The organism is Mesorhizobium sp. AA22 (assembly GCF_001672375.2).
Classification (GTDB): Bacteria; Pseudomonadota; Alphaproteobacteria; order Rhizobiales; family Rhizobiaceae; genus Mesorhizobium; species Mesorhizobium wenxiniae.
The window spans coordinates 5,284,079-5,300,309 of record NZ_CP048406.1 but is presented as its reverse complement, the minus strand read 5'-3'; the positions used below and the strand labels follow the sequence as shown (position 1 = coordinate 5,300,309).

Annotated in this window: 15 protein-coding genes and 1 tRNA gene; 8 read left to right on the top strand and 8 right to left on the bottom strand. The window is 60.6% G+C overall.

Annotated elements, in window-relative coordinates; genetic code table 11:
- Positions 1-3: 3 nt before the first annotated feature.
- The 4 genes from A9K68_RS25320 to A9K68_RS25305 all read right to left on the bottom strand — a co-directional run bounded on the left by A9K68_RS25320 (position 4) and on the right by A9K68_RS25305 (position 3,552).
- Positions 4-1,014 carry an ABC transporter permease gene (locus A9K68_RS25320; protein WP_029355682.1) on the bottom strand — a complete coding sequence of 337 codons (1,011 nt, stop codon included), beginning with the start codon at positions 1,012-1,014 and terminating at the stop codon, positions 4-6.
- Positions 1,011-1,808, bottom strand: coding sequence for an ATP-binding cassette domain-containing protein (locus A9K68_RS25315; protein ID WP_065006249.1), 798 nt, complete (start codon positions 1,806-1,808; stop codon positions 1,011-1,013). The genes A9K68_RS25320 and A9K68_RS25315 overlap by 4 nt, the downstream gene beginning before the upstream one ends.
- Before the next feature lie 75 nt (positions 1,809-1,883).
- The gene (locus tag A9K68_RS25310; RefSeq protein WP_029355684.1) at positions 1,884-2,822 is read right to left on the bottom strand and encodes a substrate-binding domain-containing protein; all 939 of its coding nucleotides are present in this window, start codon (positions 2,820-2,822) and stop codon (positions 1,884-1,886) included.
- Positions 2,823-2,940: 118 nt separating this feature from the next.
- Positions 2,941-3,552, bottom strand: a complete 612-nt coding sequence (locus A9K68_RS25305) for a cupin domain-containing protein (protein ID WP_065006311.1) — start codon at positions 3,550-3,552, stop codon at positions 2,941-2,943.
- A 322-nt stretch (positions 3,553-3,874) separates the two neighbouring features.
- On the opposite strand from A9K68_RS25305, the gene A9K68_RS25300 reads away from it, so the two are divergent.
- The 4 genes from A9K68_RS25300 (at position 3,875) to A9K68_RS25285 (ending at position 7,552) form a co-directional block, all read left to right on the top strand.
- Complete coding sequence (locus A9K68_RS25300; RefSeq protein WP_065006312.1) at positions 3,875-4,807, top strand: complex I NDUFA9 subunit family protein; 933 nt, start codon at positions 3,875-3,877, stop codon at positions 4,805-4,807.
- Positions 4,808-4,895: 88 nt separating this feature from the next.
- The gene (locus A9K68_RS25295) at positions 4,896-5,153 is read left to right on the top strand and encodes a hypothetical protein (RefSeq protein ID WP_240992546.1); all 258 of its coding nucleotides are present in this window, start codon (positions 4,896-4,898) and stop codon (positions 5,151-5,153) included.
- Positions 5,154-5,328: 175 nt separating this feature from the next.
- A complete protein-coding gene (locus A9K68_RS25290; protein WP_065006313.1) occupies positions 5,329-7,101 on the top strand; it encodes an SLC13 family permease in 1,773 nt (590 codons plus the stop codon).
- A gap of 136 nt (positions 7,102-7,237) precedes the next feature.
- Positions 7,238-7,552 carry a hypothetical protein gene (locus A9K68_RS25285; protein ID WP_065006250.1) on the top strand — a complete coding sequence of 105 codons (315 nt, stop codon included), beginning with the start codon at positions 7,238-7,240 and terminating at the stop codon, positions 7,550-7,552.
- 192 nt (positions 7,553-7,744) lie between these two features.
- On the opposite strand, the gene A9K68_RS25280 is transcribed toward A9K68_RS25285, so the two are convergent.
- Both A9K68_RS25280 and A9K68_RS25275 read right to left on the bottom strand, forming a co-directional pair.
- Positions 7,745-7,819: transfer RNA gene (locus A9K68_RS25280), tRNA-Gln, on the bottom strand.
- A gap of 148 nt (positions 7,820-7,967) precedes the next feature.
- Positions 7,968-8,279, bottom strand: a complete 312-nt coding sequence (locus tag A9K68_RS25275; protein WP_065006251.1) for a glyoxalase — start codon at positions 8,277-8,279, stop codon at positions 7,968-7,970.
- A gap of 241 nt (positions 8,280-8,520) precedes the next feature.
- On the opposite strand from A9K68_RS25275, the gene ppdK reads away from it, so the two are divergent.
- Positions 8,521-11,199 carry a pyruvate, phosphate dikinase gene (gene ppdK, locus A9K68_RS25270; RefSeq protein ID WP_065006252.1) on the top strand — a complete coding sequence of 893 codons (2,679 nt, stop codon included), beginning with the start codon at positions 8,521-8,523 and terminating at the stop codon, positions 11,197-11,199.
- A gap of 247 nt (positions 11,200-11,446) precedes the next feature.
- Complete coding sequence (locus tag A9K68_RS25265) at positions 11,447-12,145, top strand: TylF/MycF/NovP-related O-methyltransferase (RefSeq protein WP_203546864.1); 699 nt, start codon at positions 11,447-11,449, stop codon at positions 12,143-12,145.
- 432 nt (positions 12,146-12,577) lie between these two features.
- Here the strand turns inward: A9K68_RS25265 and A9K68_RS25260 are convergent, their stop codons facing one another.
- Together A9K68_RS25260 and A9K68_RS25255 are read right to left on the bottom strand one after the other, a co-directional pair.
- Positions 12,578-12,967: a DUF427 domain-containing protein gene (locus A9K68_RS25260; RefSeq protein WP_065006253.1), complete on the bottom strand. Its 390-nt coding sequence runs from the start codon at positions 12,965-12,967 to the stop codon at positions 12,578-12,580.
- A 237-nt stretch (positions 12,968-13,204) separates the two neighbouring features.
- On the bottom strand, positions 13,205-13,561 hold the full coding sequence (locus tag A9K68_RS25255) for a hypothetical protein (RefSeq protein WP_065006315.1): 357 nt from the start codon (positions 13,559-13,561) through the stop codon (positions 13,205-13,207).
- A 177-nt stretch (positions 13,562-13,738) separates the two neighbouring features.
- Here A9K68_RS25255 and A9K68_RS25250 point away from each other — a divergent pair, with 177 nt between their 5' ends.
- Positions 13,739-15,367 carry a fatty-acid--CoA ligase gene (locus tag A9K68_RS25250; RefSeq protein WP_065006254.1) on the top strand — a complete coding sequence of 543 codons (1,629 nt, stop codon included), beginning with the start codon at positions 13,739-13,741 and terminating at the stop codon, positions 15,365-15,367.
- A gap of 78 nt (positions 15,368-15,445) precedes the next feature.
- Positions 15,446-16,228 carry a DUF1499 domain-containing protein gene (locus A9K68_RS25245; protein WP_065006255.1) on the top strand — a complete coding sequence of 261 codons (783 nt, stop codon included), beginning with the start codon at positions 15,446-15,448 and terminating at the stop codon, positions 16,226-16,228.
- The last annotated feature ends 3 nt before the right edge of the window (positions 16,229-16,231 follow it).

Genomic DNA, 16,231 nt, shown 5'->3' with positions numbered 1-16,231 from the left:
GGCTCAACGGCTCCGTACGGCGCCGCGGAACAGGCGGAAGTTCAGCCAGATGGCGACCAGGATGATCGTTCCGGTCACGATCGGCGTCAGGAAGGGCGACAGATGCGCCAGGATCAGGCCGTTGCCGATGACGGCCACGGTAAGCGCGCCGAGCACCGTGCCGATAATCGTTCCGCGGCCGCCGAACAGGCTGGTGCCGCCAAGCACGACCGCAGCGATCACTTCGAGCTCAAAGCCTTGCCCGGCGTTCGACGATCCGGATCCGAGCCGGGCCGCAATGATGATCCCCGCAAGTGCTGCCGCGGCGGCGGAAATCACGTAAACGAAAAGCGTCGTCAACCGCGTGTTGACGCCGGCGCGCCTGACCGCTTCGGCGTTGGCTCCGATGCCGGTCACGTAGCGGCCGAACGGCGTCTCGTTGAAGGCGATATAGGCGATCGCAAGGATCGCCAGCGCGATCAGCGCAGGCGCCGGCACGCCAAGAAACCAGGCGCGGCCCAGCACCGTGAAAGGGCTTCCCGGCTCGATGGGGATCGAGTAGCCGCCGGTGATCAGCAGCGCCACGCCACGGATCACCGAAAGCCCGGCAAGCGTGACGATGAAGGCCGGGATGCCCTCATAAGCAACGAAATAGCCTTGCACCGCGCCAAGCAAGGCACCCAGCGCAAGCATGGCCAGGATGACCGCCGGCCATGGCAGGCCCAGCTGCAGCAGTGTCGCCGACAACGTTGCCACCAGCGCCAGCACGGAGCCGACAGAAAGGTCGATGCCGCCCGTGGTGATGACGAAGGTCATCGCTGCGGCGACGATCAGCAGCGGGGCCGACTGCCGCAGGATGTTCAGCAGATTGGGCGACGTCAGAAAGGCGTCCGTCGTCACCGAGAAGATGACGCAAACCACAAGAAAGAACAACGCGATCGACACGACACTGCCATTGGCGAGCACCGCATCTCGCCATGTGCCTTCGCGAACCCTTCGAGACTGCGCGGAGTGGGTCGAACTCACGTCGCTCATACTGGCGCTCCATCGCGATAGGCGCCGGTGGCCGAGCGAGCGCTGAATTTGCGGCCCACGATCAGGTTGACGACATCTTCGATATTGGTTTCGCCGATCAGCCGCTCGGCGACGTTGCGTCCTTCGTACATGACCTGAATGCGGTCGCATACGAGGAACAGATCCTGAAGGCGGTGGGTGATCAGAATAACGCTGACGCCGCGGGCGCTCACGGCGCGGATCAGGTCGAGCACAGCCTCGACCTCGGCGACGGCAAGCGCTGCCGTCGGCTCATCCATAATCAGCACGGACGGCTCGAACGAGGCGGCGCGGCCGATCGCGATCGACTGTCGCTGTCCGCCGGACAGGTTCTCGACCTTGAGCCGCGTGTCGGCGATAACGATGCCGAGTCGATCGAGCATCTGGCGCGTCTGTTCGTGCATGCGCTTCTTGTCGAGAAAGGAAATGCCGGCGATGCGGCGGCGCGGCTCGCGGCCGAGAAAGAGATTGCCGGCGACATCGACCGTGTCGCAGAGCGACAGATCCTGATAGACCATCTCGACGCGCGCTGCACGCGAATCCGCCGGCGAGTTGAAGGTCACCGGCATGCCATCGATCTCGATCGTGCCGGCATCGGGAACCACCGCCCCCGACAGCACCTTGCTCAATGTCGACTTTCCCGCGCCATTGTCGCCGACCAGTCCCAGGACCTCGCCCGGCTTCAGCACCAGCGACACATCATCGAGCGTCTGGATGGCGTTGTAGCGCTTTGAGATGCCGCTCATCCGCACCCGATAGGTCTCGCTACTGCTCATCTTGGATCCCACGGGATTTGCAAAGCGTCCGCGGCGTAGCCTCAAGCGGCGCCGCGGACCGGTCATCGACGCAGCTTACTGGAACATCGCGCGGTATTGCTCGACATTCTCCTTGGTCACGATCGTCACCGGAATATTGATGATCGGCTCGACCGTTTCGCCCTTCTTGAGCTTGGTCAATGCTTCGACAGCGGCCTTGCCTTCGCCGGCAGGGTCCTGCTGGACGACGGCCACCACCCAACCATCGTCAATGCCCTGAATGACCTGCTTGGTCAGGTCCCAGCCGAACACCTTGACGTCGCCGGTGCGGCCTTGGCTGGTTACGGCGGAAACAGCGCCGAGCAACGCCGGCTCGCCGGTCGCATATAGCGTCGTCATGTCCGGATTGGCGGTCATCAAATTCTCCGAAGCGCTCATTGCGGTCTCCTGAACATTCTGGCCGTCGACCGTGTCGAGGAAGGTGATCGCCAGGCCGCTGTCGGTGACCGCCTTCTTGAAACCGTCGAGCCGCTGGTTCTGGATGAACGAATTAAGCGCGCCGACAATGCCGATCTTGGCAGTGCCGCCCATCTCCGACTTGACATAGTCCGCGTAGAATTTGCCGATATCCTCGCCGGCCTTGGCGTTGTCGACACCGATGAACGCAACGTTGTCGCCGTCGGGAATCTGGGCGTCGATGGCGATTACGGGGATGCCGGCCGCCTTCGCGGCGGTGATTGCAGGCTTGACGCCGTTCACGTCGATGGCGACTAAAATGATGCCGTCGACTTTCTGTGTGATGTAGTTCTCGATCGCGTCATTTTGCGCGCTCGGCACGTTGTTGGCATTGAAGATGACCAGCTTGGCGCCCGCGGCGTCGGCGGCCTTCTGCGCGCCCTCATTGATCTGGTTGAAGAACAGGGCCTGCTGGTTGATGTTGACGAGAGCGAACGTATCGGCGAACGCCGATCCCATCGCGGTCGAGCAAATGGCGATGACGGCGGCGCAACGGAAGAGAAGTTTGAACGGACGCATTTACGGTTCCCCTTGCTTGCGGGCCAAACCTGTTAGGCTGGTCCCATTGGTGCTACAGGCACGAGGCAACATTCAAGAGACTTGAATACTTGTCAACGAATTTGATCTCTGAGCGCCGTCAGAACGTCGCCGGCGTGTTGACCCAGAAAATGCTGGCTCTCTCCTTGCCGATGTTGCGGTAATGGTGCGGCAGCTCCGACCTGAACACGAACGCATCGCCAGTGGCGAGATCATGGCTCTTGCCATCGACGATCAGCTTGATCCGGCCAGCGAGCACATAGCCGACTTCCTCGCCGACATGCTGGATGGGACCTTCGCTCTCGCCGTCCGCCTCGATATGATGGATATTGCACTGCAGCAGGTGACCGGGCGAATACGGAATGATGCGCTCAAGCGAAATGCCCTCGCCGCGCCTCAGCGCGTCGAGCGAGATCAATGGCCGCGCGCCTGCGCGGAACACGATCGCCTCGTCGTCGTCGACCTGTTCGAACATCCAGCCGATATTGGTCCCTAGAACTTCGACCACGCGGTGAAGCATGGGTAGGGATGGCGAAGCCTTGCCGTTCTCGATCTTGGACAAAAGGCTTTCAGAGCAGTTCGCAGCTGTCGCCAGCGTCTTCAGCGTCATGCCCCGTGTCTGCCGGGCGAGGCGCAACCGCGTTCCAAGTCGCGCGGCATTTACGCTGGCGTCCGCTTCAGACTCTGGCCGTCGCCGATCGATTTTGTTCATCCGTTCGCCAACCATTCAACAGTCATGGGACAACTGTCGCGCGAGCAAAAGACAGCGGCGACCGATTTGCAAGCGATGATTTGTCAATTTCGACGCTGCAGTGCCTCGACCAGTCTTGATAGCACGGATAAAGCAACTCAGCGTCAAACACTCGCCTTCTATGGCGACATCGGCCGTTCCCCGATCAACCCAGCGCTGACTGGAACAAAAAGCGTTCCTGCGTTGTTCTCCAACCGTCCTGATGTTCGACGGCTGGTTCATACGCCGGCCAGGGGCAATCCTCGCGGCAGGCGCCTGGCCGGCACGCGAAGAAGGGATGGCGATGGATCCTGACGATCTCAACACGGAACGGATCGCCACTGTGTTCGGCGGAACAGGCTTTCTCGGGCGCAGGATCGTGAAGCGGCTCCTTGAAAGAGGCTTCACGGTCCGCGCCGCATCCCGCCACCCGGCTCGTGTGGGCCCGGTCTTTTCTTCGACTGCAAGGATGCCTGAAGCCGTCGAGGCGGATATATTGGATGCGTCCTCGATCGGCTCGGCCATTGCCGGATCACAGGCGATCGTGAATGCTGTCAGTCTTTATGTCGAGCAGGGTGCGCAGACGTTTGAACGCGTGCATGTGAAAGCTGCCGCTGATCTCGCCGCTGCGTCGCGCGATGGCGGGGTAGACCGGTTCGTCCAGATTTCGGGGATCGGCTCCCATTCTCAATCGGATTCGAAATATATTGGGGCACGTGGTCGCGGAGAAGAGGCGGTGGCGAGCGCATTTCCCGGCGCCTTCATTGTTCGTCCCGCGGTCATGACAGGACCTGACGACGTTTTCCTCACGACGATTGTGAGGCTGATACGTCTCCTGCCGGTCTATCCGCTGTTCGGCGATGGTGGCACACGGCTTCAGCCGGTCTATGTGGCAGACGTCGCAGAAGCAGTGGGCCGGCTTATCGACGGGCGAAACCACAAGGGCTCATTTACACTCGAATTCGGTGGCCCGCGCATCTACACCTATAAGGAACTGCTGCGGGAGATCGCCCGACAGCTCGGTACCCACATCAGGCTGATGCCGGTGCCGTTTGCGGCGTGGGGCGCCTTGGCCGGCGTCGCGGAACTCCTTCCGGCCGCGCCCATAACGCGCAACCAGGTCGATCTTATGCGGCACGACAATGTGGCAGCAATCGGCGCGCCTGGCCTGAAGGAACTCGACATCGAGCCGCGGGGCATCGAGGAGGTGATCCGCTTGATCGATCGGCGCGCGTGACGCCGGCTCGCGCTCGTCTCCTGCTTAATGACTCTACGATCCTGACGGGAACCTGTCGCCATGCGGCGGGTTGGTCGAGCTTGAGCCAATGAAGAAGAAGGAAAGAACTATGGCCAGATGCGATCAATGCGGGAATGACTACGACAAGGCTTTCGAAGTGAAGCTAGCTGAGGAAACCTATACGTTTGACAGCTTCGAATGCGCGATCCACAAACTTGCGCCGCTCTGCCCGCATTGCGGCTGCCGGATCATCGGACATGGCGTCGAACAAGGTGACATTATCTACTGCTGCGCACATTGCGCCGCGGAGGAAGGTGCAAGCGCACTGACCGATCGCGCACCTTGATGCAACGCTACTAGGATGGCTCCCAAGAGGCAGGACCATCGCCGACACGGGCTTGTTCGCAAGCATGGAAGCTCAGCATTTAGAACCGTGTCAGCAAAACCGTGACCAGCGAAAGCAACAAAAGGGCGGTTCGGCCGTTCTGATCAGCCGCATTAGCGGCGGAGCATCCGAAGACATGACTACGCCGCAAATTCTGTCGTTCGCCGTCATCTTCGTGATGATGGCGGCGCTCGTTTGGGGTCGGTATCGATATGATCTGGTCGCAGCCGCGGCACTGTTGCTTGGACTCGCGGTTGGCATCGTGCCTTTTGACGAGGCCTTCAGCGGGTTCAGCGACGATATCGTGGTCATTGTCGGCAGTGCCCTGCTGGTGAGCGCAGGCATAGCCCGCTCGGGCATCATGGAAATCGCCATCAAGCGCTTTGTTCCCAACCTATCGGGCGTTCGGTCGCAATTGGCGCTGCTGGTGATCGTGGTCACGATCCTGTCTGCCTTTGTAAAGAATATCGGTGCGCTCGCTATCATGATTCCGATCGCCTTCCAGTTCGCGCGCCGGTCGAGCGTTTCACCCTCGATATTCCTGATGCCTATGGCGTTCGGATCACTGCTCGGCGGGCTCATGACGCAGGTGGGAACATCTCCCAATATCGTTGTGTCCCGTGTGCGGGAGGAGCTGACCGGCACCGCCTTCACAATGTTCGACTTTACACCTGTTGGAGCCGCCCTAGCCGCCGCCGGAACGATCTTCCTGCTGCTTTTCTATTGGCTGTTACCGGTGCGCGAAAAGCTCGGCGGTTCGCTGAATGAAGCCATCGCCATCAAGAATTACCTGACAGAGGCTCGAATTGTCAGCGATTCCACGGTGCTTGGGAAAACCGTCGCAGACCTCATTAAGCTGTCCGGCGGCGATGCTATCGTGACGTCGATCCTGCGCAACCGGACTATGCGGATGACACCACTGCCCGATGTTGTCCTCAAAGCGAACGACATCCTGCTGCTCGAGGGCGACCCAGAGGCGCTGGATCGCCTTGTCTCGCAGGGCAAGCTCAGCGTCACGGGCAACAGGGCCAGTGGGGACAACACGACCAGCGAGTTGGTCGCTATCGAAGCTGTCATCGGTGAAAGCTCCCCTTTAATCGGCTGGACAGCCCAGCGCCTTGCCCTCTACCACCGCTTCAATGTCAACCTCCTGGCTGTCAGCCGTCACGGCGAGCGCCTCGACCGCAGGCTGGCCGAAATCCAGCTAAGGCTCGGCGACGTCATCGTGTTGCAGGGCAATGCAGCCACGATACCCGAGATACTGCGTGAACTCGGCTGCCTGCCGCTGGCGGAAAGGGCTATCCTGCTTGGTAGCGTGCGTAAGGGTGTCGTGCCGGTATCGATCCTTGCTCTCGCGATGGTGGCGACTGCGTTCGGGCTGCTCCCGGTCTCCGTCGCTTTCTTTGCGGCCGCGGTCGGAATGGTGCTTTTCAGGGTCATTCCGGTCCGGGACGTCTACCAATCGCTGGATGGTCCAATCCTCATCATGCTCGCCCTTCTCATTCCAGTGAGCGATTCGCTACGCAGTACAGGGGCCACAGGAGTAATAGCCGGCGAGCTTGCCAGACTGGGCACCGTTCTTCCGGCGCCCGGCGCATTGATGCTCATCCTTGTCGCTGCCATGGCCGTTACACCATTCCTCAACAATGCCGCCACCGTTCTGGTCATGGCGCCCATCGCCGCCGAATTTGCTGGCGATCTCGGCTACAGACCGGAAGCATTTCTGATGGCAGTCGCCATTGGCGCCGGTTGCGATTTTCTCACCCCGATAGGCCACCAGTGCAACACACTCGTCATGGGGCCTGGGGGCTACCGTTTCAGCGATTATCCACGCCTGGGACTGCCGCTATCGTTCCTCGTCATCATTGTTGCTGTGCCGATGCTAATGATCGTATGGCCAATGAACTGATATGCGGCGGACGGATCAATCCTGCTCGAGCTTTAGCTACCGATTTCGAGAAGGATAAGCCGCGATAGCGCCTCCGCATGTAGGCCGCCGGGTCGCCGCTGACAGTGATCTGCCCTTAGGGCGCGGACAGATCGGATTGCAGACGTTATCACGCGAAAAGGCCGTGATTGCTTTTTTTGGAATACGCGGCCTCGGATTGTTCTACTACCTCGCATTTGCACTTGGGCAGGCTGAATTCGAGGGTGCGACAATTCTGTGGGTAACCGTCTGCTTCGCCGTTTTAAGTTCAATTATTATGCATGGCGTCATGGTGACCCCCGGTCATGCACCAGTTGGACCGTGGCCGACCACGCTCCTGGCTGAGGATGCCCCGAACTCGGCCCAGGTAAACAGCCGCGAGCGGCGGATGGATCAGTGGCACCAAGTCAGTTGTGACGATCCAAGCATTTAAAATAGTCGACCTGAGTTGAATGGCCGTTGCGGATGCGCTGGCGGAGAGAGCGCTGGAAGCATCGCAGGGAACGGCGCAATGAGATTTTATTTTTGGCAGCTACAGACGCTGTCGAAATAACGGGACTATTGTTTATCTAGACAACTGGCGTCTTAAAGGTGAACTAAGCTGTTGGTTTCATTATCAGACGACTGGCTGGGGCGCCAGGATTCGAACCTGGGATTGTCGGTACCAAAAACCGATGCCTTACCACTTGGCTACGCCCCAACAGCGGGAACATGCCCGCTGTGCGCGCGGCCTTATAGGACGAGCCGACGGAAAGCTCAATGCCGAGAATAGCAAGTGCGCGGGACTGATCCACCGGTTCCCGCAGATTGGCGTTCGCATGTCATCGTCAGCTGTCGGGCGATGGCGTCTATTCACTCCAGACGGCCATCTCATTGCCGGCCGGATCGACGAAATGGAACCGCCTGCCGCCGGGGAATGAGAAGATCGGCTTGACGTTCGTGCCGCCGGAATTCTCGACGGCGCCCAGGGTTTCTTCCAGGTCCTCGGAATAAAGCACTGGAAGCGGCTTGGCGGGCGCCTCGCCGGCATCAGCCTGGAAGCCTCCATCAAGGCCTTCCGAAAAGGCCGAGTAGGTCGGCCCGTAGTCGGTTAACGACCAGGAAAAGGCGGCGCTGTAGAAAGCCTTGAGCCTATCCAGCGTTCCACCAATTGCCGGCATTTCCAGAAAATCGAGTTTCCGGTCAGTTTCACGGTGTTACCCCCTGGTTCCTGTTATGTTCTACTCAAGTGGGCGCCGAGCGGCAAGTCTTTTTGCCATCGCTTTTTCTTAATCGATTGTAGGAGCCGGCGGGCTTTGCCGACGCTTGCCTTTCGCACTGCAGCATCATATCGCTCGGATGGGACACGGCGAAACTTCGGCTTCGCCAATCTTTTCAATCTCCTGCAACCGGAGAGCAAGCATGACCAAATGGGTCTACACCTTTGGCGACGGCGCTGCGGAAGGCCGTGCCGGCGACAGGAACCTTCTGGGCGGCAAGGGCGCCAATCTGGCCGAAATGTGCAGCCTGGGCCTGCCCGTGCCGCCGGGGTTCACCATCACCACCGAGGTCTGCAACGCCTACTACGCCAACGGCCGCACGTACCCGGCCTCGCTGGAGGCGGACGTCGCGGTTTCGCTTGACCACATCGGCCGGCTGACCGGGCGCCGTTTCGGCGATCCCTCGAAACTGCTTTTGGTGTCGGTGCGTTCCGGTGGCCGCGCTTCGATGCCCGGCATGATGGACACCGTGCTCAATCTCGGTCTGAACGACGAGACGGTCGAGGCGCTGGCCGCCGATTCAGGCGATGCGCGCTTTGCCTATGACAGCTACCGGCGTTTCATTCAGATGTATTCCGATGTCGTCATGGGCCTCGACCATGAGGTGTTCGAAGAGATCCTCGAAGACCAGAAGGGCGGGCTCGGCCACGAACTCGATACCGAACTGACGGCCATCGAATGGCAGGGCGTGATCGCACTCTACAAGGCCAAGGTCGAGGAGGAACTCGGCAAGCCGTTTCCGCAAGATCCGCACGAGCAGCTCTGGGGGGCGATCGGCGCCGTGTTTTCGAGCTGGATGAACAACCGCGCCATAACCTATCGGCGCCTGCACGACATTCCCGAAAGCTGGGGCACTGCGGTCAACGTCCAGGCCATGGTCTTCGGCAATATGGGCGAGACCTCGGCCACCGGCGTCGCCTTCACCCGCAATCCGTCCACCGGCGAAAAGATGCTCTATGGCGAGTTCCTGGTGAATGCGCAGGGCGAAGATGTCGTCGCTGGCATCCGCACGCCGCAAAACATCACCGAGGCGGCGCGCATTGCCGCCGGCTCGGACAAGCCGTCGCTGCAGAAGCTGATGCCGGAAGCCTTCCAGTCTTTCGTCACCATCTCCGACCGTCTGGAAAAGCACTACCGCGATATGCAGGATCTCGAGTTCACCATTGAGCGCGGCAAATTGTGGATGCTTCAGACGAGGTCCGGCAAGCGTACCGCCAAGGCGGCGCTCAAAATCGCCGTCGACATGGCGCGCGACAAGCTCATCTCAAAGGAGGAGGCCGTCGTCCGCATCGATCCGGCCTCGCTCGACCAGTTGCTGCATCCGACCATCGATCCGAAGGCGGCGCGCGATGTGATCGGCATCGGTCTGCCCGCATCTCCGGGTGCAGCCACCGGCGAGATCGTCTTTTCCTCCAACGACGCCGAGGAGCTTAAGACGCAAGGCCGCAAGGCGATCCTCGTGCGCATCGAGACCAGTCCCGAGGACATCCACGGTATGCATGCGGCGGAAGGCATCCTGACCACGCGTGGCGGCATGACCAGCCACGCCGCTGTGGTGGCGCGCGGCATGGGCAAGCCTTGTGTGTCGGGCGCGGGCTCGCTGCGCGTCGACTACAGAGCCGGCACGCTGATGGCGATGGGGTCGACGTTCCACAAGGGCGACATCATTACCATCGATGGCGGTAACGGCCAGGTGCTGAAGGGCGCCGTCCCGATGCTGCAGCCGGAACTCTCGGGCGATTTCGCCGCCATCATGGAATGGGCCGATGCCGTGCGTCGCATGAAGGTCCGCACCAACGCCGAGACGCCGCTCGACGCGCGCATGGCGCGTTCCTTCGGCGCCGAAGGCATCGGACTTTGTCGCACCGAGCACATGTTCTTCGAGGGCGACCGTATCGTCGCCATGCGCGAGATGATCCTGGCCGACACGGAAAAGGGCCGGCGAACGGCGCTCGCAAAACTCTTGCCCATGCAGCGCTCGGATTTCCTCGAATTGTTCGAGATCATGGCCGGCCTGCCGGTGACGATCCGCTTGCTTGATCCGCCGCTGCACGAATTCCTGCCCAAGACCGAGGAAGAGGTGGCCGAAGTCGCTGCCGCCATGAACGTGTCGCCCGACAAGCTCAGGCAGCGCACCGAGGCCCTGCACGAATTCAATCCAATGCTTGGCCATCGCGGCTGCCGGCTTGCGGTTTCCTATCCCGAAATCGCAGAGATGCAGGCGCGCGCCATTTTCGAGGCCGCCGTCGAGGCCGGCAGGAAGGCCGGCGCGCTGGTGGTTCCGGAAATCATGGTGCCGCTGGTCGGTCTGGTGAAGGAGCTCGACTACGTCAAGGCGCGGATCGACGCCGTCGCCAAGAGCGTGATGGAAGAGACCGGCGTCAAGATCACCTATCTTACCGGCACGATGATCGAACTGCCGCGCGCCGCGCTCCGCGCCCATGTCATTGCCGAGGCGGCCGAATTCTTCTCTTTCGGCACTAACGATCTGACCCAGACCACCTTCGGCATCTCACGCGACGACGCGGCCTCGTTCCTGGAGACTTATCGTCAGAAGGGCATCCTCGAGCAGGATCCGTTCGTGTCGCTCGACATTGAGGGCGTCGGCGAACTGGTGCGGATGGCGGCCGAAAAGGGCAGGGCGACGCGGCCGGAGATCAAGCTCGGCATTTGCGGCGAACATGGCGGTGACCCGGCATCGATCCATTTCTGTGAGGAGGTTGGCCTCGACTACGTGTCATGCTCGCCCTACCGCGTGCCGATCGCCAGGCTGGCTGCCGCGCAGGCGGCGGTACGGGCTGCAAAGGTCAACCGCGGCTAACGGTTCTCGGACCAATCGACGATGTCGATTGGTCCTGGCCGTCCCGATCCGAGATTACGATTTTGTAAACAAGTTCACGCGAGCGCGTGCGTGACAGCTCCAATCTCGACATCGTTTCTGCCCTGCCGTCGGCCTTCGCACCCACCCGGGCCAGCAACGGACGTTGCAGATTATTCCGCGTCAAGGCCGTGTTCGCTCGCTTGCAAATCTCCAGGCTGCTGGCTAGCATCGCACGATGTAGACAAGATTGACCCGACGCCTGCTGAAGAATGCGAACAGGCTTAGAGTGCCGGCCATCGCCAGTTCGGTGCAGCGCGCTCGGCTGACGTACCTTTCGGACGAGAAGTTTATCAGCCTCCGCGATGCGATCAGGCAAGTGAGGCGTGAAAAGGTCCCCGGCGACTTCATCGAATACGGTATCGCACTCGGTGGCTCGGCAATCTACATCGCGTCCGAACTCGACGATGACCGTCATTTCCACGGCTACGACGTGTTTGGCATGATTCCGAGCCCGACCGAAGAGGACGACGAAAAATCCAAGGCCCGTTACGACACCATCCGATCGGGACGATCCAAGGGTATTGGCGGTGACACCTACTACGGGTATCAAGGCGATCTGTTCGACAAGGTGAGCACCAGCTTCATGGACTTCGGGGTCCCGGTCGATGGCGCACGCATTGTCTTTCACAAGGGCCTGTTCGAAGACACGGTGCACTTTCATCCGAAAAGCAGAATAGCGTTGGCCCATCTCGATTGCGATTGGTACGATCCAGTCAAGCTCTGTCTTGAACGGACCGTGGAGGTGTTGAGCCCAGGTGGACTCATGATCCTTGACGACTACAACGACTACGGCGGATGCCGGTCGGCGACCGATCAATTCCTTGCAGGCCGTGCTGACTGCCGTTTGGTGCGAACGCTCCCTCATGCTGTGATCCAGCGATCTTAGGTCGTCCCTCCGTCTTCAGCGTTGCCCTCGTCTCCCGATCATCTAGTATCCCCGACTTTCGTGACCTCGTTGCGCGTGCGCCGCTATTGACCTCGGGCGCGTCGGCAAGCACGAAGATGTTCCGTCTTTCCATTCCCTACCGTCATGGCAAGGCCGCGTGCCCTGCACCGCCATCCCCATCCCGACGGCAAGTGCTACGAGATCACGTCTGATAGAGTGGCCGCGGTGAGGATGGAATGGGCCAAGGCAGGGTGAATCCAGTCGCAGGCCTGAACGTTGTAACGGCGCAGATTACGTGCCAGCGGGACCCCGGAATGGAAAGACCCTGCCGTTATTGCGGCTGGATCGCGGCCGAATCCGGGCGAGGCTTGCTGTGTCTGGCGCTTAGAGGGTACCACCGACTGACCGCAAATAAGTCTCGAGCCGCCCTGCTCAATCCGGCGTGGCTTCGATCGTCACCTTGTTGGGATAGAACGCGCCGTGATCGCGGATTTCGATCATCTCGTCGAAAGGCTGCTCATAGGCCCACATCGCATCCTTGCCGGCTTCCGCGGCAGGCAGCACGTTCCAATAGCTCGCATCGCCCTTGTATGGGCAATGCGTCGACAATTCCGTCTTGCGAAGCTGGTCGAAATCGATGTCTTCGAATGGAATGTAGAGGACCCGGGGGTAGGGGGATTCGGTCAACACCTTGGCCCTCTTAGACGAGGCGATGACCGCGTCGCCGGCGCGTACGGTCACAGTTCCGATGTAGGGCTCGACAGTGATCACTTTACCCGGGTTGCGTTGAAAGCCGGGTGACGGATTGGCGATCTGGTCCATGACGGGTTCTCCTTGCACGACCTAATGCATGTCGCTCAAAAGTGCGCAGCGGTTTTGGGATAACGACATGCATAGAAATAAGGACTTAAAGCGCGTCGCGTGAAGTCCTTTGACGCGACGCACTTTAAGGTGTGTCGGGCGTGCGCGCCGCGCAAGGCCGACGTCGAATACGGGACTCAAAAACCATCGCCCTCGGCGCTGGCAGATCTCTCGTCAAACGGCCTTGCCGTTGACCGATCAGGCGGCAGCCTGAAACGCATCCAACAGCCCGGCATAGGCGGCGGCGATACCGGCAACCGGATTGGTGCTTCTCGACGCGGTTTCGACCTTGAGTGAACCACCGCCGGTCGGCAAGGTAAGAAGCAGGAACTGGCGGTTGCCGCCATCGCCGACGCAAGCCGCGGCGACGTGCTGGCCTTCGCCTTCGTTCTGAACGCACATCTTGAACAGCAGCGTGCCGCCGACCGCCTCAAGTGCGCCGCCGACAACTTCGACGAATTCGTCTTCGGAAACGGTTTTGGCGTCCGGCACCAGATCGGCCAGGCTTTCGGCGAGCGTATCTTCGAGAGTTTTGTCGTCGAGCTGCGCGTCCATGCGAACCTCTTTCATTCGCCAATCGCACCCCTGCCCAATTAATCAAAGTTAACGACGATGGCCGGATTGTGGCGGTTTTCCCTGTCTTTTCGACCAATGCGCTGCTTCTGCCCGGTCATGGCTGGACAATATGCTTGTTCGTCCCACAATGGAACGAAAAACCAATGGGAGGAAAGAATGCTCGGACTGATGCAGGAATGGCCGCTGCTTTGCCACAAGCTCATCGACAACGCAGCCAGGCAGCACGGCGAACGCAAGATCGTGTCGCGCTCGATCGAGGGCCCTATCGTCCGGACCACTTACGCCGAAATTCATCGCCGCGCCCTGCGGGTCGCTGAGCGGCTCGAGCGTGATGGCTTTGGACTTGGCGACCGCATCGCCACTTTGGCCTGGAATACGGCGCGCCACATCGAAGCCTGGTACGGCATCATGGGTGTCGGCGCGATCTATCACACGCTCAATCCGCGCCTGTTTCCCGAGCAGATCGTCTGGATCATGAACAATGCCGAAGATAAGGCGATCTTCGTCGATCTGACATTCATGCCGCTGCTTGAAAAGATCGCCGGCGCGGTCAAATCGCTGAAGCAGGTGATCGTGCTGACCGACAAGGCGCACATACCGCAAACGGTGCTGCCGAACGTCGTTGCCTATGAGGAATGGCTTGGCGAAGCCGACGGCGCCTTCACCTGGAAGACGTTCGATGAAAACACCGCGGCCGGCATGTGCTACACCTCGGGCACGACAGGCGATCCGAAAGGCGTCCTCTACAGCCATCGCTCGAACGTGCTGCACGCAATGATCGCCGCGATGCCCGACGCGATGGGGCTCTCTTCGCGCGACACAATACTGCCGGTCGTGCCAATGTTCCACGCCAACGCCTGGGGCCTTGGCCAGAGCGCGCCGATGATCGGCGCCAAGCTGGTCATGCCTGGCTGCAAGATGGACGGCGCCTCGATCTACGAGTTGCTCGACACCGAAAAGGTGACGTTCAGCGCCGCCGTGCCGACAGTGTGGCTGATGCTGCTCCAGCATCTGGAGGAGACCGGCAAGGAACTTCCCTATCTGAAGAAGGTCGTCATCGGCGGCTCGTCCTGCCCGCGTGCGATCACAACGAAGTTCCAGGACAATTACGATGTTGAGGTCATCCATGCATGGGGCATGACCGAAATGTCTCCGCTCGGCACGCTGTGTACCATGAAGCCGGACTATGCCGGGCTTGAGGGCGAAGCCCGGCTCGACGTCCAGAGCAAGCAGGGCTATCCGCCCTTCGGCGTCGAAATGAAGGTGACCGACGACGACAACAACGCGCTGCCATGGGACGGCAAGACATTCGGACGCTTGAAGGTCCGCGGTCCGGCTGTCGCGCGCGCCTACTATGGCGGCATCGGATCCGAACAGTTCGATGAAGAAGGCTGGTTCGATACCGGCGATGTCGCCCATATCGACCCGAGCGGCTATATGCAGATCACCGATCGCGCCAAGGACGTCATCAAGTCGGGCGGCGAATGGATCTCGACCATCGAGCTCGAGAATCTCGCAGTCGGTCATCCGGATGTGGCGGAGGCGGCTGCCATCGGCATCCAGCATTCGAAATGGGGCGAACGGCCGTTGCTTGTCGTCGTCCGCAAGCCGGGCCGGGAGCCGACCAAGATGGATATCCTCGCTTTCATGGATGGCAAGGTGGCGAAGTGGTGGATGCCGGATGACGTCGCCTTCGTAGGCGAAATTCCCCACACCGCTACCGGCAAGATCCAGAAGATCACCTTGCGCCGGCAATTCAGGGACTATCGTCTGCCGACGGATTAACTGAGATGATGTCTTTCTCTTCCAAGCCGCCGCTAAACGGCGCTAAACGCTCGTTCGCGTGGAGCAGTGCAGAAAACAATGGAAATTCCCGAGCGACAGACGTCGAAGGCGGCCGGCTGGTCGCGGCGGACAGGCGCTTTTTCGGCGGTCCTGCTCCTGACCGTCCTCGTCGGCCACCGATATGAGCTTGTTGAAACGCCGGCCTTCCTTTGGGTGCTCGGTATTGTCGCGCTACTTGCCGCCTTTGCGCTGTTGTTCGCCGGATTTGCCTTTTCGAGACTGTGGAATTTCGGCGACCGTGGCGGCCGCGATCTCACCGTCGGCACGGTGCTGGCACTGCTGGTGCTTGCTCCTTTTTGCATTGTCGCCTACTGGGCAGCGACTTCTCCGCCGCTAAGGGACATCTCGACGGATTTCGACGATCCGCCGGTACTCGACACCAGCACCCGGACCGGGGAAATGAACGCGCTTTCGCCACCGACCCCGGGCGAGCAGCGTCTGCAGACCGAGACCTATCCGCTAGTCACCGGACGCAGCTACAATCTGCCTTTCGATCGGGTCCTGGAAGCAGTCGAAACCGTGCTCGATCGTCGGGATTGGCAGCTTACGGCGCCGGTTCCCCGTGCGATCGGGCAAAGCGAGATGACGATCAACGCCCTGGCCAAGAGCTTCGTCCTCAGCCTTCCCGCCGATGTCGCCATCCGTGTGACCGACGATGGCAATGCGGTCATTGTCGACATGCGTTCGGCCTCCCGTTATGGCCGCTACGACCTTGGCGACAATGCGGCCCGCATCGTGGATTTCCTTGCCGAACTGGATCAGGAAGTCGCCGGCCAGGTCGGCACGGCCCCGGCCGAATAGTGC